Here is a 17,582-nt window from a genome sequence, read left to right on the forward strand (position 1 = left end):
TGTCACCAATCCGGGGCGCATCCGCAAAAAGGAGGACAGATGTTGCGCATCTTCACCGATAGTCTCAGCAGCAGTCCCGATACATCCGCGTATCGAACCACCAAGCTCTTCCCTCGTCACCCGTAGTAATTACGTGTTCCACCACGGAGACCGCATGCTGTCGCAGCCTTCCGTGCCGCTGCCAACGACGCCTGCGAGCACTCCCCCCGACCCAGCTCGCGCTGTCGTGCGCGATTGGCGCCGGGTCTACGCTCGGCGCCTCGCAGTTACCGACGCGATCGTCCTCATCTGGATCGTCTTCGGCACCCAACTGTTCTGGTTCGATTTCGACCAGGAGACGACCTCGGTCGGATTCGACATGACACGCGTTGTCGTGAACTACACCGTCATCTCGATCACCCTCATCGTCGCCTGGCTCGTGACGCTTCGCATCTTCGGCACCCGGGAGTACCGAGTGGTCGGAAGCGGGAATGCGGAGTACCGACTCATCGCCGACGCGAGTATCCGCCTGTTCGGCATCATCGCGATCATCGCCTTCCTCGTGAAGCTCGATCTCGCGCGCGGATACTTCTTGCTGGCCTTCCCCCTTGGGATCCTCGTCCTGCTGCTGTCACGGTGGATGTGGCGCCAGTGGCTGTCCGTGCAGCGTGCCCACGGTCGCTACGCGTCGCTGGTGCTGCTCGTGGGATCGGCTGATTCGGCCGAACACATCGCCAAGGAACTCACCCGCAACACGGACGCCGGCTATCGAGTGGTCGGCGCCTGCGTTCCGACGGGCAAGGTCGGCGGAACCCTCGGTGACACCGGTATCCCGGTCTCTGGCACCGTTGACACAGTTCTCGACGCCCTCGCAGTGACACGCGCAGATACGGTCATCATCACCAGCTCGGACGAGTTGACGCCGGTGCGTGTCCGCGAGTTGAGCTGGAGTCTCGAACCGGGGCGCCAGCATCTCATCGTCGCGCCGAGCCTCACCGACGTCGGCGGCCCGCGCATTCACACCCGCCCAGTAGCCGGCCTTCCACTCATCCACGTGGAGACCCCTCGCTACGAGGGTCGCAAGCGCTTCTCCAAGCGCGCCTTCGACATCCTCGGTTCCGGCCTCATCCTGCTCGTCGCCTCCCCCATCCTGCTGGTGGTCGCCCTCCTGGTGAAGTTCACCAGCCCCGGTCCGGTCCTGTATCGCCAGGAACGCATCGGCCTGAACGGCGAGCCCTTCAACATGCTCAAGTTCCGATCCATGCGGGTGAACGCCGACGCCGAACTGGCCGCGCTGCTCGCCGAGCAGGGCACGAGCGACCGGCCGCTGTTCAAGGTGCAGAACGACCCACGCCTGACCCGCGTCGGCGCCACGCTGCGGAAGTTCTCGCTCGACGAGTTCCCCCAGCTCATCAACGTCTTCCGCGGCGACATGAGCCTGGTCGGTCCGCGCCCACAGCGTGAGGGCGAGGTCGCGCTCTACGACTCCGCGGCGAAGCGTCGCCTCATCGTGCAGCCCGGCATGACGGGCCTCTGGCAGGTCAGCGGTCGCTCGGCACTCAGCTGGGAGGACGCCATCCGCCTCGATCTGTACTACGTCGAGAACTGGTCGTTGACCGGCGACGTCATCATCCTCTGGCGCACCATCCGGGCCGTCGTGGCTCCGGGCAAGGAAGCCCACTGATGGCGGGGCTCATCATCCACGAGTGGATCGAGCGGCACGGCGGCTCCGAGAACGTCGTCGATGCGATGGCCGCCGCCTATCCCGACGCCGACATCCACTGCCTGTGGAGCAACGCGCCCGACCGCTTCCCCGGCCACACGGTGAGTGAATCCTGGATCGCCCGCACACCCCTGCGGAAGAGCAAAGCGGCCGCACTGCCGTTCATGCCGGCCACCTGGGCCAGGACCGACGTCACCGCCGCCGACTTCGTCCTCATCAGCTCGCACGCGTTCGCGCATCACGCCGGCGGACGCCAGGGAGCGGACGGCCCGCAGCGGTTCGTCTACGTCCACACGCCTGCTCGATACCTCTGGGCCCCTGAGCTGGACGTCCGCGGCGGCAACCTCGCGGCGCGGGCGATCGCGCCCGCACTCCGACGGATCGACCGGAACCGCGCGCAGGACGGCGCGACGTTCGCCGCCAACAGTGACTACATCCGCCAGCGGATGGAACGCTCGTGGGGCGTCGAGGCCGAGGTCATCCACCCGCCGGTCCGCGTCGAGTACCTCCAGAGCGTGCCGTCCTGGGCGGACCGCCTGAGCGCCGAGGACGCCTACCTGTTCTCGACGCTGCCGACCGAGTACGTCCTCGGTGCCTCCCGCTTCGTCGACTACAAACGACTCGACGTCGCCATCCGCGCTGGCGAACTCGCCGGCCTGCCGGTCGTGCTCGCGGGCGCTGGACCGCAGCATGCCGAACTACAGGCACTGGCAGATGCCGCGACGGTGCCGGTCATCATCATGACGAGGCCGAGCGACGAGTTGCTCTTCGCGCTCTACCAGGCGGCGTCGCTCCTCGTGTTCGCGGCCGTCGAGGACTTCGGCATCATGCCCGTCGAGGCGATGGCCCTCGGTACGCCCGCGCTCGTGCTCTCCGAAGGTGGCGCGTCTGAGAGCGTGCTCGCCATCGACGGCGGTGTCGTCGTCGATGCCCTCGACGACGCGACGCTGCGCGAGGCGGTCGAGCGCGCCCTCCTCGTCGACATGGCACCGGCTCAGGAGCGGGTCAACGCCCTGTTCGGATCCGCCGCGTTCGCCACCAAGCTCACCGGCTGGGTCGGTCATTCCGCCCGAGCTGATGGAACCGATCGGACCCTCGCCTCATGATCCTTGCCGACACCAGGTGGAGCGGCGTCCACGGCATCGGTCGTTATGCGTCCGAGGTGCTCTCGCGGCTGGGCGTCGAGTGGTCGCCGCTCGAGGTGGGCGGCAAGCCGTCCGATCCGCAGGACTTTCTCCGAGTGCGCCGCACGCCCTCCGGCGAGACCATCTACTCCCCCGGCTACAACGGGTTCCTCGCGCGCTCGCCCCAGGTGGTGACGGTGCACGACCTGATCCATCTGCACCCGACGACGAATCGTCGTGCCGTGTACCTCGCGCACTATTCGGCAGTCCTGCGCCCGATCATCCGCCGGAACAGACTGGTGCTGACCGTGTCGGAGACGTCGAAGCGCGCGATCGAAGAGTGGGTGGATGACGATCGCGTCCAGGTCGTCAACGCCGGCAACGGGCTGTCGGAGGCGTTTCACCCGGGCGACGCCCCGGCTGACGCCACGGATGCTCTCCCCTACTTCCTGTACGTCGGCAACCTGCGAGCGCACAAGAACGTCGACGTCGCGTTCCGAGCGCTGGCCCGCGTGCCGGACGCCAGACTCGTCGTCGTCATGAACGACTGTGAGGGTGCCGAGCGTCGGGCCGCCGAGCTCGGGGTTGCCGACCGCGTAGAGGTGCGGAGCGGACTCTCCGATCCGGAGCTCGCGGACCTCTACCGGGGCGCGGTGGCCACCGTCTTCCCGTCGCTGGTCGAAGGTTTCGGGCTGCCTGCCGTCGAGAGCATCGCGTGCGGGACCCCGGTGATCTTCTGGGAGGGTTGCGAGTCGATCGCCGAGATCTCGAGTGGGCAGGGTTTCCCGGTCGGTGACGCGCACGACGACCTGGCCTGGTCCGAAGCCCTGCGCACGGTCCTCGCTGACCGTCCCCGCGCCACGGCTCCGGCAGCGAGCTACAGCTGGGACCGGACGGCTGAGATCGTCTCGAACGTGTTGCGAGAGCGTTGATGGATCGTCCTGAAGCGGTCTCCTCGCCCCAACCTTCGATTGCCGCGGTCGTCCTGAACTGGCGCGACGCAGAGAACACGACCGCTTGCATCGCCTCGCTCGCACAGGACGGCGGTCTGAACCCGATCATCATCGTCGACAACGAGGCTGACGGCACGCTTCGGCAAGCGCTCGACACGTCGGACGCTCCGGATCACGTCCTGCTCGAACGGTCGCAGAACGGCGGTTTCTCCGCCGGAGTCAACGTCGGTCTGCGCTATGCCCTCGACACTGGCGCAGACTTCGTGCTCGTCATCAACAACGACGCTCGGCTGCACGAGGGAGCCTTGTCCGCGATGCTGGCCGCGTTCGAACGCGATGCGAGTGTGGGAATCGTCGGCCCGGCGATCCTCAATGAGGACGGCTCACTCCAGGCGCTTGGTCCGACCATCGGGTTCCCCCTGCGGATCGACGAGACAGCGGGGTCGACGAGCCCCGACTTCGTGACCTGGGCGTGCGTCCTGGTCTCCAGACGCCTTCTGGAGGCAATCGGCCTGCTGGACGAGACCTTCTTCATGTACTGGGAGGACGTGGAGTTCGGCTACCGCGCCCGCGCCGCGGGTTTCGGGGTTGCGATCGCACTCGACGCGACCGTCGCTCATGCGGTCTCGTCGTCGCACAGCATCGCCGGCGATCGAGTCCAGCTCTACTCGGCGTATGGACTCGGCCGTGTCGCTGCGCGTCAGCGGCACTTCCTCCTGGCGTCCGTCATCCGCGCGACGCTGCGTGTGGGCAAACGCGTCGCCGCAGGCCGATTCCGCTTCGCTGGTGACATCTGGCTGGCGTATCGAGACGGTCTGCGCCAGACGGAACAGCCTGCTTTCGAACGTGTGACGAAGGACGCTTGGCCCCGATGACCCAGAAACCCATCGCCCGGTATTACCGCGGCGCGCGAACGACGCACCTCGAGCGGCTGCACGACAGCGCCCCGGGCGACTTCTTCTATCAGAAGCCGATGTACGACTTCGATATGACCCGAGCTCCTGCGGGAGTCCGGGTCGAACAGACGTCATTCGCACACATCGCGACACTGGTCCTCAAGGGCACCTACTCCAGGCTGGAGATCGTCGAACCCTACGCTCCGAGCGCTCTGCCGCAGAACCTGATTATCTCGGCGGCAGCGCGAATCGGCCGGCTGTTCCATCGTCAGCCGACCCAGCTCGTGACCTACGCGATCGAGAACGCCGACCTGCCGCGGAAGGTCGCCTCGAGCACACATCTGCCAGTCGCCGTCACCCGAGCCCTGCTGCGGCTGACGGTCGGATTCTGCTACCGGTCGCTGACTCGCGTCGTCTTCGGCACCGCCGACGCGGAGACGAACTACGAAGCCCTCCTCGGCGCCCGGATGAAGCGTCGTCCGCCGGAGACGACCCTGATCTGGGGCCTGCCGACCGCCCACCCGTCCGCACTCGTCGGAGAGGGCGACAAGCCGGCCTCGAAGGTGCTGTTCGTCGGCGCGCTCGACGAGCGGAAGGGTATTCGCCAGCTCATGGACAGCTGGTCGGACGTGTTGGCCGCCTCACCGGACGCCGAACTGCAGATCCTCGGCAAGGGGCCGCTTGAAGCGGAGGTCCTCAGTTGGGCGCAGACGGCACCGCGAACCACCGTCATCATCGACCCCGCCCGTGACATCATCTTCGAGGCGCAGCGCCAAGCTGACGTCGCCGTTCTACTGTCGCAACCCTTCACCAACTGGAAAGAGCAGATCGGCCTTCCGATCGTCGAGGGCCTCAGCGTCGGAACCGAGATCATCGCGAGCTCGGAAACCGGCATCGCAGACTGGCTGGAAAACCACGGACATCGCGTGCTGGCGCCTCAGGCTCCGCGCGGCGAGCTGACGCGCGCAGTCGTCGACGCTCTCCGATCCCGCCGTGCGCGCTCAGCCGTACTAGCCGATCTCCCTCAGGTCGACGGTCGATTTGCCGCTGATCGATGGTTGTTCGTCCGGTCGATCTGATCGCCGTAGCGGCCTCGGTTGTGTCGGACCGCCGTCACCCACATCGAGCTTGCAAGGTGTAGCGCCAAGCCGAGTCTCAGACCGAAGACGTTCCGGCCGTCGTTCGAGACGGGCCGGTCGCTCTCGTCGATGTCGTTGACTTCGGGACGACCAACTGGGGCTGACTCTCCGCCGGACGAGCCGGGGCCGTCACCGCCGCGGCCGCGAGGGCTGCGGGGATGAACCAGGTCGGGAACAGCATGTAGCTGGAATCAATGCTTGCTCCGATGGCGAGCGTCAACCACACGACCCACATGCCGCTTCGGCGCGAGATTGAACGCGCGATGATCGCGACAAGCAGGATCATCCCGAAGATGCCGATCTGCATCATCATCCCGATGATCCCCTCCGCGGGAGTGCGCCAGGACGCCGTGCCGAAGAAGTACTCGAGCGGCGTCAGCTGCGACAACACCATGGACCAGACATCGCTCCTGCCGGCACCTCCTGATGCGAGGATGTTGTCGATCGAATACCGCTCGATGAAGCCCGGCTGAATCGTGACCACGGACATCACGACGCCCACTGCCACGGCAGAGATGGCCAGTTTGCGGCTGAGGCTTCCTCCGCGTAGGAACACGACAAGCGTCACGATCACGGCCGCGAGGATCGCCGTCCTGGAGCCAGAGAGCGCGATCGCCGCGAGTGCCCCCAAGAGGACGACGACGTCTTGAACGCTGGATTGCTTCTTCGCGATCCGCAGCAGTGCTGCTGAGAAGAACACCGCGGCCGCCAGTCCGAAGATGTTGCCGTTCTGGTAGGTCGACGGGATCTTCGAGAAGTCGGCAACGGTGCTCGAGTAGATGACGTTGTTCTTCTCCAGGATGTCATCGCCAAGTGCGTAGGAAAGGCCGGGAATCGCCGTCTCGACCACTCCACCGACGAACTGGACGAGCGCATATACGCAGGCGACGAGGAATCCGCGCTCCAAGCTCTTTCGGATGGGCGTCCCGTCGCCCTTGAGGTGAGTCGTGATGACGAGGAGGACGACTGGGATCGCCGACCAGGCAAGCAACTGGAATGCAGGTGTGAAACCGGCCGGGAGTCCGACTGCGACGACCCGGCACAGGACCCAGACCAGGTAGATCAGCAGCAGGATGTCCATCGTCGGGGCGCGACGCTTCCATCCGAGTGCGATCGTGGCGAGAGCGACAGCGAGGATGAGCCCGAAGAGGAACACAGGGAAGGGGAATCCGTCGACCTTGATTCCGGCTTTCGGGAACGCTGCCGTCAAGAAGGCGAGAACGCACGCCGCTTGGAGCGGTTTGAAGAGTGCCCACACGATCAGCAGCCCAGCCCCGAGGAGCAGCAGGGAGATCACTGGAGAGAGAAAACGAAGGCAGGCGAGCACCAGGACCGCTGTGGCGATAGCACCGCCGATCCCCCAGACCACCCCGCGATTGTTCACTGGTCCAGTATGTCTCACCCGACCAGTGGTCCCGAGAGTTCTCTCCGATATCGATGGGACGAGCGACACCCCGCAGAATGACCGGCATTCCGGATGAGTGATGCGACGTTCAGTGATGTATCCCGTTGGTAGTCTGGGACGCACCATCACGCTCAGGACAGTGCTGAGATCACGCCATTTGTTCCCGCTTCGCCCTGAAAGGCATCTTGTATGGGTCGGCTGCGCTTCCCGGACCTCTCGCGATGTGAGAACGACGCATGAGAATCGCGATCTTCACCCCGGACATCACGTCGAACTCGCTCGGTCGCACCTACTGCCTCTGGCTGCTCATGCGGGCCAACGGCTGGGAGACGCAGGTGTTCGCGCCACGTGGCGGCGAGATCTGGGGTCCACTGCGCGGCGGAGACTTCGCCGCGAACTGCCGCACGATCGACGAGGATGACCCCATACTCCTCGCGGCTGTCGAGGGTGCCGACCTGGTCTTCGCAGTCAAGCCGGTGGAGACGTCATTCGGGCGCGCAAGACGGCTCGCGCACGCCGTGCAGCGACCACTCCTCCTCGATGTCGACGACCCGGATCTCGAAGCCGCGCTGTCGTGGCGGCGCCCGCTGCGCCGCTTCGCGAAGGGCATCCTCAAGTTCAGCGCCGTGCGCAAGAACAAGGAGCTGAAGCGGCTCGCCCTGCAGGCGGAAACCATCGTGAGCAATCCGGTCCTCCAAACCATTTACGGCGGGCCTGTCGTTCCCCATGTTCGCGACGACCGGGGCTTCGGCGCACCGCACACCAGCTCCAAGCCCTCCATCGCATTCGTCGGAACGAATCGGAAGCACAAGGGCGTCGACATCCTGCGTGAGGCGGTCGCGAACCGTCAGGATCTCCACATCACGCTCAAGCTCACCGACGAAGCACCCGAGGACGCTCGGCCCTGGGAGCAGTGGGTCGGAATGACCTCGTTCGATGAGGGCCTCGCGCTGGTCGAGAACGCGGACATCGTGGTAATCCCGAGCAAAGACGACGGATACGCCCATGGTCAGCTCCCGGCGAAGTTGATGGACGCCATGCTCGCCGGTCGCGCGGTCATCGTAAGCGACATCGAGCCCATGACCTGGGCAGTGGGGTCCGGCGGTCTGACGGTGGAACCTTCATCGGTGCCCGCCCTTGCCAACGCGTTGGAGAAATTGACTGATCCTCTCGTTCGCCGGGAGCTAGGCTCTCGAGCGCGGCGCAAAGCGCTCGACCTCTTCACGATTGACGCCAACCGCGAGCCCTTCCGCGAAGTATGCGAGCAGGTGGTTTCATCTTTCCGGCGGGCAAGAGGCGAGCAGTGAGATTCGCGCCGACACGTCGTCGGCCGGAAGATAAGCTCCGATGAACGCGAAGACGTTCCGTCGACTCTTCGGGTTTCTCGTTCTCCCGATGCTTGGTGCGATCAGTCCGCTGATCGCGCTACCCGCGATCACTTCCAACTTCGGAGCCCTCGCATGGGCGGCGGTTGCGATCGCTCAATCCGTCGGTGCAGCCGGCGGCGTCCTCGTCGAATTGGGGTGGGGTCTCAATGGACCGCAGAGGGTGGCACGAGCACGAGCGACGAATCAGCGTCAGATCTTGGCGACCTCGCTTGCAACGAAAGGCGTTGCCTTTGTCGTCATAGGGCCGATCGCTGCAGTTGTTTCGGTGCTGCTGGCGCCAGGCTACGAGATCGCCGCGGCTCTCGTTGCAGTCGGAGCAACCGGCGTTGGGCTGACGGCGTCCTGGTTCTTTGTCGGGACAGGTTCACCCTCAAAGATCATGATCACGGACTCCTTGCCTCGGATCATCGCGGTGATCATCGCAACCGTGGCAATCAGCCTCGGTGCACCGCTGTTGGTCTATGGCTTGGCGATCCTCATTCCCTCCCTCGCCTCACCGGTTCTGGCGCTCCTGCTGACGCGAGTGAGGTTTGGCGATTTCCGAACTGTTCGCGGCGGTCGGATCCTCATCGCGATCCGCCTCCAGATGGTTGCCCTCTCGGGACGAGCGGTCAGCGCCCTCTACATCGCTCTCCCCATCACCCTTGTCAGCATTGTCTCTCCGCAATCGGTCGCGGTATTCGCGTCGATCGAGCGACTGCAGCGGATGACGTTGACGGTCCTGCAATCGATTCCAAACTTCATGCAGGGTTGGGTCGGTCGTGCGCCAGATCGCGAAACCAGGCTGAAGCGCGCCACTCGCTCGATACTCCTCAACGCCATCATGGGGGCCGCCGCGGGAGCGGTGTTTGCGGCGCTGGCGCCGTGGGTCAGCTCGATACTGTTCTCGGGAGTCGTCACCGTATCGTTCACCCTGAGCGCCCTCGGGGGGTGCATGATCTTCATCGTCTGTGTATCCCGAGCCACAGGGAACATCACCCTCGTCGCCTTGCGTAACATCCGTGCTATCAGCCTCAGCGCGCTCGCAGGCGCGCTGGTTGGCGTGCCAGCAATCCTTCTACTAGCTTTCCATTTCGGACCGTTGGGGGCTCTCCTCGGGGAGATCGCTGCGGAGGCGACAGTTCTCCTCATCCAGCTTTCGGCGGTCAGACGAGCACTTAAGCTGGCCCGGTAAGCTCCGTCTAACGCCGGGCCCGCGCGCCTACAGACGCCACCCTCATCTGAGTCTCAGATGTCGACTACACGGCTCTTAACCACGTTCCTTTCGGGATGCGTGGTTGGTTGGTGAGGCTACCCAGCCGCTTTGTAACTAACGTCGGCGGCGCAGTCCTCCTAGCGGTTCACGAAATTCCAGACTGTCCCTCGTGCGAAATCGGTCGCCCTGACGAAGTCGCTCGCGAGCTCACCAAGCTACGACTTACGACGTCGCTAGACCGTCGCGGATTTTCTCTTAGCCAATCACCTGTGCGAAAAGAAATCAGCCCTCCTGGTCCCGCATTCGTCGCAACGCTAGACCAAGTGCCGGGACCAGGGCGCAAGATCACCGGAGAACTTGCCCGCAGGGCAGGACTATCATATGCGCCCAGATGCAGGGTAAGGTGCGTCAGCCCAAGGGGGCGCTAACGGACGATACATCGTGGGCGCTAAGTCGGTTCACCTGTGGTAGCAGACAACGGTCCGACGGTGGGGGCCATATCAGGTCTTTTTCGAGCGAAAAGCTTGGACGATGGTTTTTCTACAAGGAACCAGCTCGCGACTGCCAGCGGTAAGGTCACGACAACACTGATCCCCGCAAAACCCCAGATCGGCAATGCCACCAAAACGGTTGACGCCAGTATCTGCTGAATGGGAAACGCGTAGATGTATACGCCGTACGAGAAATCATTTCGGAGCGCCAGCCACGGAAGCTTCACGAGAGCTCCCACAGCGACGAGGAGATACGCGTATGGCCATACGCCCAGGATCCGGTAGTCGGGTAAGAACAGGGAGACAGCCAGCAGCACCGCTGCCGCCACAACCAGCGGCCAGGTTATCGGGATTCTACGAGCGAGGGTGAAGATAAGAACACCTACCAGGAATAGCATCGCAAATCTGATGCCATCGTCGAGACGGCTCTCCAAGAAAATACTTCGATCCAGCCGACCATGTAGAGCCGTATACAGGCTCCAGAATACGAGCGTCAGGCTCGCAACGAACCACTTGCGACGAAGCAGACCCGTGAGCCCGAGAACCAACAGTCCCACATAGCAGAAAGCTTCCCACTGCAGCGTCCATAGAGAACCATTCCACGAGTCGCTGTATGGCAGGCCCACCGGAGTTCCACCGACTCGATGTTCAAAGATGTATAGAGCTGCATTCTGTACCACGTAGGACAAGGATTCGCCGGACGTGATCAGCTTCCAACCGTCAACGCCCTGGAAAGCTGCACCAATTGGCGCGAGAAGAAATGCGGTCACGACGAGCGCCACCCAGAATCCTGGGAGAATTCTCCGCCCGCGGGCCAGCAGAAATGCAGACCACTTTGGATTCCTCACCCAACTCCCGGCGATCAGGTACCCAGACAGGATGAAGAATCCGTCGACCCCGAGGGTATCAAGTGGCCCACCAAGATGACGTCCAGTCAGAGGCCAGGAGTGAGCCACGATCACGCTTACTGCAAGAATGAGTCGTATCGCGTTGAGCGAATTTAACCTAGGATTAAAGCACTGTTCCAAGCTCGGCAATTTTTCTAAGCGCGGCAAGGCCTGCCCCTTCTCGGTGGGATCGAGTGACCGAATGCTATCAGTCGGCGTCTTATCCTGGCGTACTACGTGGTAGTGCGTTTCCGCATACGCAGAGAGCAGATCAGGCTGCGTCAAACTTCTTGTTGATACGCGCAGTTCCCGCCGCTTCATGGAAGGCCGCAGGCGAATACAGGAAACGTTGCGCGCCTGGGGGCGCTAGTCCTGCCGATGACTCAGGATGCTACCCACCGCATAGTGTAGCTACTACGGTACCGGACCGGAGCCTTGAAGGTCTGCGGTTACGAAGGGGGAAGCGATGTCCAGCGACGGGGATTCACGCCCGGAGACCGGTTATGAGCCGACGGGCGGTAAACGCCCCAAACGCCCCACCTCCCGCCGCGACTTCTTCCGCGCCGCGGGCTTCGGCGTCGCGGGTCTCGCTGCCGGCGGTGCGGTCGCCGGCGGCATCGCAGCTGCCACCGCACCCAACCCGCAGGAGGACTACGGGTTCACGCCACTCTCCAAGCGCAGCGAACCAGGGTTCGACCACGTCGTGGTCGTGATGTTCGAGAACCGGTCCTTCGACCACATGCTCGGATGGCTGTACCCCGCGGGTGGCGAACCGGCCGGCCAGACCTTCGACGGCCTCGCCCAGGGCGACTACAGCAACCCCGGCGAGTCCGGTGAGCCGGTCCCCGCCCACGTCTACACAGGCCCCACCGACCAGATCATGGCGCAACCCGACCCGGACCCCGGCGAGTTCTACCCACACGTCAACACGCAGCTCTTCGGCACCATCGACCCCGCCAGCAACGGCGACCTCCGCAATCCGCTGCAGCCGCCGTGGAACCTCCCGGCCGACACCTCCTCCCCCAAGAACGACGGCTTCGTCAAGGACTACATCGTCAACTCGACGCTCGCCCGCGGACGCAAGCCGACCCCTGAGGAGTACTCCGCCGTGATGGGCGGCTTCTCCCCCGAGATGCTGCCGGTGCTGTCCACGCTCGCCAAGAACTTCGGCGTCTACGACCACTGGTACGCGGCGGTCCCCTCGCAGACCTTCTGCAACCGCTCCTTCTTCCACGCGAGCACCTCCCACGGCTACGTCACCAACATCGAGGGCGACGGCATCGGCAAGTGGTTGAGCGCACCGGCCGTCCCCACCGTGTTCAACCGGCTCGAGGAAGCCGGCAAGACCTGGCGCGTCTACTACGACGCCTTACAGGTCGTCTCCCTCACCGGCCTCCTGAGCGCACCGTCGATCGAGCAGTACTGGAAGACCAACTTCCGCAGCATGGAGCAGTTCCACGAGGACGCGGCGAACGGCAACCTGCCCGACTACGCCTTCGTCGAACCACGCATGGTGTTCGACCACAACGACATGCACCCACCGGTCGTCCGTCCCGACAACCCCGGCCGCGACGACGTCGACCCGGAGCTCGACTCCGCCTACTCCGACATGCGCGCCGGCGAGCAACTGCTCGGCGAGGTCTACACGGCGATCAAACACGGCGCGTCGACCACCGGCTCGAACGCGATGAACACGGTCATGCTCGTCACCTTCGACGAACACGGCGGCATCTACGACCACGTCGCGCCACCCAAGGCGACCCCGCCATCGGGTGAGCCGGAATCGGGCGAGATGGGCTTCACCTTCGACCGCCTCGGACTGCGGGTGCCGACCATCGTCATCTCCGCGTACACGAAGGCCGGCAGCGTCATCAACGAGGAGATGCATCACGGCTCACTCATGAAGACCCTCGCCGAGCTGCACGGACTCGACCCGCTGACCGAACGCGACCGCACCGCCACGAGCATCTTCAACGCCGTGAACCTCACCTCACCGCGGCAACCGGTGCTCTGGCCGACGGTGACGCCCGCCTACGTGCCGCCGAACCCCGAGGCGAACGCGCGGGCCGATAAGGACAAAGACCGCAAGCGACCACTCACGCCGCCGGCCCTCGGACTCATCGGCATCCTCCTCGCGAAGTACGAACCCGGCGCCCCGCTGCCCGACAACTACGCCGACGCCTACGAAGTGCTGACGAAGCACGGTGAAGGGCTGTTCGGCACGCGGGACTGAGCGGGCGGTGGCGCCCTTCGACAAGCTCAGGGACCGAACCGGATCGAGACGGATGCGAACGCTTCGGTTCTCCGCGCATCACTCCCGGCCCCCGAGCATCCGTTCCGGTCCCCGAGCACCCGTTCCGGTCCCGAGCATCCCGCCCGGTCCCGAGCATCTCTTCCGGTCCCGAGCATTCCTCCCGGCCCCGAGCCCCCCTCCCGGTCCCGAGCACCCCTCCCGGTCCCTGAGCCTGTCGAAGGGCGGCAACCGCCGTCGAGGCGCGACCTCAGAACTCGACGTCCGCCACCAGCGGGAACTCGGTGATCGGTTCATCGCCGAACGGGGCGATTTCCAGGTACGTCGGCCGGTCGTCCTCGATGAAGAGGAGGAGGAACGCGTTCGAGGTGCTCGCCTCGAGGACGGTCTGACGCGTCGGTGTCCGCCGGTCGCCGCTGTCGCGCACCAGGTCGATCGAGGGGCAGGTGCCGCACCCGCACGTTCCATGCACCATGACGCCAGGGAGCTGCCCCGCCCACCGTTCTCGATCGGAGGCCGTGATGGCCCGGTCGGCATCCGGCTCTGTGCCGCGGTCGATCAAGGCGACCAGAAGATCGCGCTCACGGACGGAGAGGGGGCGCATACCGGGAGTGTACGCGGGCCACGCGAGAAGTCCCTCGCCGCTCGCAGAGCCCGTCACGGCATCAACGTACAACAGATGTTGGCTAGATATCCCAGATCAGCGCCCAAATCGATCGGCGTTCGAATGTCAGTGGCTCATGTTTGGATGGTCCCATGTCCAGCAGCCCACGCGTTCCCCTCGGTCCGGTCTCGGCCGACCCCTTGGGCACGCTGAGCGAGACGGTGTCCGAGCTCCTCCGCGCGTGGTCGGGCGCGCTCGACCCGATCCGACCAGGCGACGACGCCATCGAGCAGCTCGCCGGCATGAACGACGCCGGCGTGGTCCGCGTCCTCGACCAACTGGGCGCAGTGCAGCACGTCGTCGAAGTCCTAGCCGCTCGTGTCATGGGTTCGGTGTCGGAACGCTCCAGGGGCGGCATCGTCGGCCAAGACCTGTTGGCCCGCAGCCACGGGTACGCGACACCGGCCGTCATGCTCTCGGAGCGGTGGCGCATCTCGCGCGGACGCGCCGCCACGATCACCTCGGTCGCCCAGGCGATCACCCCCAAGCGCGCGCTCACCGGCGACGTCATCGAATGCGACCGCCCCGAGATCGCCGCCGCCATCGAACCCCGGGCCGCCGTCGACGCCCCCTGCCTGCCCCTGTCCGAAGGCGACAACCCGACGTGCACGGTCGACCACGACGAGGCGACCACCCCGTCTGGCTTCGTCCGGTCCGCACTCAGCATCGAGGGCGCGGGGATCCTGCTGCGCGAACTGCGACTGGTGAAGTCCGGTGTCGACGACGAGCGCGTCCACCGCGCCGTCAGCGCCGGCATCGAGCACTGCGACGGTGCGCCGCTCGCCGAGGTCAGCAGCCTCGCCAAGCTCGTCCGCACCAGCCTCGACCAAGACGGCCCCGTGCCACGCGAGATCGCCCTCCGGAAGCAGCAGCGCTGCACCCTCCGCGAGCTGCCAGACGGCATGACCGAGCTCCGCGCCTTCCTCGCACCCGAGGCGGCGGGGTGGGTCCGCGCGACGATGGACGCCGTCGTCGGCAAGCAGCTGCGCCAGGTCCGGTTCGTCGATCCCTCGGATGACACCGCCGGGGCGGCAGCAACCAGCGAGTTGCCCTCAGCGGATCCCCTCGACGACGCCTACGTCCCGGCCGCGGAGATGCCCGACACCCGCACGATGGACGAACACCGAGTGGAAGCCCTCGTCGAGGTCTTCCGTCACGCCGCGGGTTGCGAGTCGGCGGTCATGGACCTGGCGCCCGTCTCCCTCATCATCCGCATGGACGAACCCGACCTGGCCGACGACGGCCAGTGGTCCGACGGCAGGGCGTACATCGACGGCGTCTCCGAACCGATCTCCGCCGGCACCGCGCGGTGCATGGCCGCCGATGGTCGGATCATCCCGATGGTGCTCGGTGGGCCGTCCCAGGTGCTCGACCTCGGAGTTGGCACACGATTGTTCACCAAAGGGCAGAAGCTGGCCCTCGCCGAGCGCGATGGCGGCTGCGCCTGGACCGGCTGTACCCATCCACCGTCGTATACCGAGGCCCATCACCTCGTCTGGTGGTCACGAGGCGGGCCGACCGATCTGTCCAACGGCATCCTGCTCTGCAGCTTCCATCACCATCGCATCCACAACGACGGATGGGAGGTCATCGTGCGCGACCACGTGCCCTGGTTCATCCCGCCCGCGCATATCGACCCGCATCGCATCCCACGCCGCGGCGGCAAGCCGAGGCTGCGCGCTGCGTGACGACCCCGTGGCGCTCCGGCGTCCACGTCCGGGCGTCGATTCCGACCAAACCGGTCTGTGGAGTGCTCCGAAGTATGGGTTCCGGTCATTTTCGTTACCCGAACGCGCAAATGGCCGGCGCGCATGGCCTGGGCCAAGCGGCCCGGGCAGATGCGACCGGGCGGGGTGCAGCAACGGGGCTGCCGCTCCGCCTTCCCTCCCCGCCGGACTCGAACCGAGGAGCGTCCCGTATGCCCTTCGACAAGCTCAGGGACCGAAGGAGTATCGGTCATTGAGCCTGTCGAAATGCACCACGCAGAACCCAGCCAGTCGCAGGAGTCACCCGTGGGCCCTTCGACAGGCTCAGGGACCGGAACAGGTAATCGGGGATGACTTCGGTCACTGAGCCTGTCGAAGTGCACTAGGGGGACCCGCCCTTCGACAAGCTCAGGGACCGGTGGGGGTAGCTCAGGGACCGGTGGGGGTAGCTCAGGGACCGGAGGATGTGCCCAGGGGCCGAAGAGGCGCGCAGAAGCGCCGTCGGTCACTGAGCTTGTCGAAGTGCGCTCAGGTACCGAAGCACCGGGGTTACGCGAGGGCGGCGACCGTCTGGCGGGCGATCTCGAGTTCCTCGTTCGTCGGGACGACGAGGACGGTCACCGGGGAGTCGTCCGTGGAGATCACCCGGATGCCACGCGCACGCTCGGCGTTACGGTCCTCGTCGAGGATGATGCCCAGCCCCTCGAGGCCCTGCACCGCACCCGCACGGATCAATGGCGCGTTCTCGCCGACACCGGCGGTGAACACCACCACGTCGAGCCCACCGAGCACCGCGAGATACGCGCCGAGGTAGTGCCGGAGGCGGTGGACGGTCACGTCGAGCGCGAGCTGCGCCGCTTCGTCGCCCTTCGCCGCGGACTCGGTGACGTCACGCATGTCTCCCGTACCCGACAGCCCCAGCAGACCACTGCGGCGGTTGAGCAACGTGTCGAGCTCGTCGAACCCGAGACCCGCCTTGCGGTGCAGGTGGAACAGCACCGCGGGGTCGAGGTCACCGGAGCGCGTACCCATGACGAGTCCTTCGAGCGGCGTCATGCCCATCGAGGTGTCGACCGAGCGGCCGCCATCGATCGCGCACGCCGACGCACCGTTGCCGAGGTGGAAGACGATCTGCTTCAGCTCGCCGAGCGGACGATCGAGGAACGCCGCCGCCGCCTCCGACACGAACTTGTGCGAGGTGCCGTGGAAGCCATAACGACGCACGCGGTGCTTCGCGGCGAGCTCCGCGTCGATCGCGTAGGTGTACGCCGCAGCCGGGATGGTCTGGTGGAACGCCGTGTCGAACACCGCCACGTGCGGGACGTCGGGGAACGCGACCTGCGCCGCATTGATGCCCTGCAGATTCGCCGGGTTGTGCAGCGGCGCGAGCTCGGAGATGTCCTCGATGTTGATCTTCACGAGGTCCGTGACCACCGTCGGCTCGAAGAAGCGCTTCCCACCGTGCACGACCCGGTGGCCGACCGCGATCGGCGCATGCTCGTCGAGTGACGGCCCGTGCTCGGCGAACGCGTCGAGCATGACCCGGAACCCGGCCGTGTGGTCGGGGATCTCACGCTCGATGACCCAACGTTCCTCGATGGGCGGCGCCGTACTCCCGGCGGCGTCGGGCAGGTACGACCGGTGCTCGGCCGCACCCGTCGCGTCGCCGATGCGTTCGACGAGTCCGCTGGCGAGCGTTCGCTCCGTCTCGACATCGATGAGCTGGTACTTGAACGACGAGGAACCGGAGTTCACCACGAGGACGGTGGGCATGTGTGTCT

13 protein-coding genes are annotated in these 17,582 nt (G+C 65.4%); 9 read left to right on the plus strand and 4 right to left on the minus strand.

Translation table 11 applies throughout. The annotated features are described in order from the left end of the window. Nucleotides 1-226: 226 nt before the first annotated feature. From QRN19_RS07710 to QRN19_RS07730, 5 genes are read left to right on the plus strand one after another with little or no spacing between them, the layout of a single operon-like run. Nucleotides 227-1,663 (plus strand): sugar transferase, encoded by a 1,437-nt coding sequence (locus QRN19_RS07710; RefSeq protein ID WP_285026170.1) that lies wholly within the window; start codon nt 227-229, stop codon nt 1,661-1,663. Further along, nucleotides 1,663-2,808, plus strand: a complete 1,146-nt coding sequence (locus QRN19_RS07715; RefSeq protein WP_285026172.1) for a glycosyltransferase — start codon at nt 1,663-1,665, stop codon at nt 2,806-2,808. The genes QRN19_RS07710 and QRN19_RS07715 overlap by 1 nt, the downstream gene beginning before the upstream one ends. Next, a complete protein-coding gene (locus QRN19_RS07720; RefSeq protein WP_285026173.1) occupies nt 2,805-3,758 on the plus strand; it encodes a glycosyltransferase family 4 protein in 954 nt (317 codons plus the stop codon). Before QRN19_RS07715 ends, QRN19_RS07720 begins: the two co-directional genes overlap by 4 nt. After that, on the plus strand, nt 3,758-4,654 hold the full coding sequence (locus QRN19_RS07725) for a glycosyltransferase family 2 protein (RefSeq protein ID WP_285026174.1): 897 nt from the start codon (nt 3,758-3,760) through the stop codon (nt 4,652-4,654). Before QRN19_RS07720 ends, QRN19_RS07725 begins: the two co-directional genes overlap by 1 nt. Further along, nucleotides 4,651-5,754, plus strand: a complete 1,104-nt coding sequence (locus QRN19_RS07730) for a glycosyltransferase (protein ID WP_285026175.1) — start codon at nt 4,651-4,653, stop codon at nt 5,752-5,754. Before QRN19_RS07725 ends, QRN19_RS07730 begins: the two co-directional genes overlap by 4 nt. 76 nt (nt 5,755-5,830) lie before the next feature. Here the strand turns inward: QRN19_RS07730 and QRN19_RS07735 are convergent, their stop codons facing one another. Next, nucleotides 5,831-7,348 carry a hypothetical protein gene (locus tag QRN19_RS07735; protein WP_285026176.1) on the minus strand — a complete coding sequence of 506 codons (1,518 nt, stop codon included), beginning with the start codon at nt 7,346-7,348 and terminating at the stop codon, nt 5,831-5,833. Between the two features lie 107 nt (nt 7,349-7,455). Between QRN19_RS07735 and QRN19_RS07740 the strand changes: the two genes are divergently transcribed. Together QRN19_RS07740 and QRN19_RS07745 are read left to right on the plus strand one after the other, a co-directional pair. Beyond that, a complete protein-coding gene (locus tag QRN19_RS07740; protein WP_285026177.1) occupies nt 7,456-8,526 on the plus strand; it encodes a glycosyltransferase family 4 protein in 1,071 nt (356 codons plus the stop codon). A gap of 40 nt (nt 8,527-8,566) precedes the next feature. Further along, nucleotides 8,567-9,781 carry a polysaccharide biosynthesis protein gene (locus tag QRN19_RS07745; RefSeq protein WP_285026178.1) on the plus strand — a complete coding sequence of 405 codons (1,215 nt, stop codon included), beginning with the start codon at nt 8,567-8,569 and terminating at the stop codon, nt 9,779-9,781. Nucleotides 9,782-10,250: 469 nt separating this feature from the next. On the opposite strand, the gene QRN19_RS07750 is transcribed toward QRN19_RS07745, so the two are convergent. Further along, a complete protein-coding gene (locus tag QRN19_RS07750; RefSeq protein WP_285026179.1) occupies nt 10,251-11,501 on the minus strand; it encodes an acyltransferase family protein in 1,251 nt (416 codons plus the stop codon). Nucleotides 11,502-11,646: 145 nt separating this feature from the next. On the opposite strand from QRN19_RS07750, the gene QRN19_RS07755 reads away from it, so the two are divergent. Then, on the plus strand, nt 11,647-13,413 hold the full coding sequence (locus tag QRN19_RS07755) for an alkaline phosphatase family protein (RefSeq protein ID WP_285026180.1): 1,767 nt from the start codon (nt 11,647-11,649) through the stop codon (nt 13,411-13,413). Nucleotides 13,414-13,681: 268 nt separating this feature from the next. On the opposite strand, the gene QRN19_RS07760 is transcribed toward QRN19_RS07755, so the two are convergent. After that, nucleotides 13,682-14,035 carry a hypothetical protein gene (locus QRN19_RS07760; RefSeq protein ID WP_285026181.1) on the minus strand — a complete coding sequence of 118 codons (354 nt, stop codon included), beginning with the start codon at nt 14,033-14,035 and terminating at the stop codon, nt 13,682-13,684. A 152-nt stretch (nt 14,036-14,187) separates the two neighbouring features. On the opposite strand from QRN19_RS07760, the gene QRN19_RS07765 reads away from it, so the two are divergent. Further along, a complete protein-coding gene (locus QRN19_RS07765) occupies nt 14,188-15,783 on the plus strand; it encodes an HNH endonuclease signature motif containing protein (protein ID WP_285026182.1) in 1,596 nt (531 codons plus the stop codon). 567 nt (nt 15,784-16,350) lie between these two features. Here QRN19_RS07765 and QRN19_RS07770 read toward each other — a convergent pair. Next, the gene (locus QRN19_RS07770; protein WP_285026183.1) at nt 16,351-17,574 is read right to left on the minus strand and encodes an acetate/propionate family kinase; all 1,224 of its coding nucleotides are present in this window, start codon (nt 17,572-17,574) and stop codon (nt 16,351-16,353) included. Between the last annotated feature and the right edge of the window lie 8 nt (nt 17,575-17,582).

Origin of the sequence: Plantibacter sp. ME-Dv--P-122b, assembly GCF_030209375.1 — a bacterium.
In the GTDB taxonomy this organism is placed as follows: domain Bacteria; phylum Actinomycetota; class Actinomycetes; order Actinomycetales; family Microbacteriaceae; genus Plantibacter.

What these genes read in the sequence shown, in the direction of transcription:
- QRN19_RS07755 (WP_285026180.1), top strand. Translation starts at nt 11,647, where the DNA reads ATGTCCAGCGACGGGGATTCACGCCCGGAGACCGGTTATGAGCCGACG.
- QRN19_RS07720 (WP_285026173.1), top strand. Translation starts at nt 2,805, where the DNA reads ATGATCCTTGCCGACACCAGGTGGAGCGGCGTCCACGGCATCGGTCGT.
- QRN19_RS07715 (WP_285026172.1), top strand. Translation starts at nt 1,663, where the DNA reads ATGGCGGGGCTCATCATCCACGAGTGGATCGAGCGGCACGGCGGCTCC.
- QRN19_RS07750 (WP_285026179.1), bottom strand. Translation starts at nt 11,501, where the DNA reads ATGAAGCGGCGGGAACTGCGCGTATCAACAAGAAGTTTGACGCAGCCT.
- QRN19_RS07725 (WP_285026174.1), top strand. Translation starts at nt 3,758, where the DNA reads ATGGATCGTCCTGAAGCGGTCTCCTCGCCCCAACCTTCGATTGCCGCG.
- QRN19_RS07760 (WP_285026181.1), bottom strand. Translation starts at nt 14,035, where the DNA reads ATGCGCCCCCTCTCCGTCCGTGAGCGCGATCTTCTGGTCGCCTTGATC.
- QRN19_RS07765 (WP_285026182.1), top strand. Translation starts at nt 14,188, where the DNA reads ATGTCCAGCAGCCCACGCGTTCCCCTCGGTCCGGTCTCGGCCGACCCC.
- QRN19_RS07745 (WP_285026178.1), top strand. Translation starts at nt 8,567, where the DNA reads ATGAACGCGAAGACGTTCCGTCGACTCTTCGGGTTTCTCGTTCTCCCG.
- QRN19_RS07770 (WP_285026183.1), bottom strand. Translation starts at nt 17,574, where the DNA reads ATGCCCACCGTCCTCGTGGTGAACTCCGGTTCCTCGTCGTTCAAGTAC.
- QRN19_RS07740 (WP_285026177.1), top strand. Translation starts at nt 7,456, where the DNA reads ATGAGAATCGCGATCTTCACCCCGGACATCACGTCGAACTCGCTCGGT.
- QRN19_RS07730 (WP_285026175.1), top strand. Translation starts at nt 4,651, where the DNA reads ATGACCCAGAAACCCATCGCCCGGTATTACCGCGGCGCGCGAACGACG.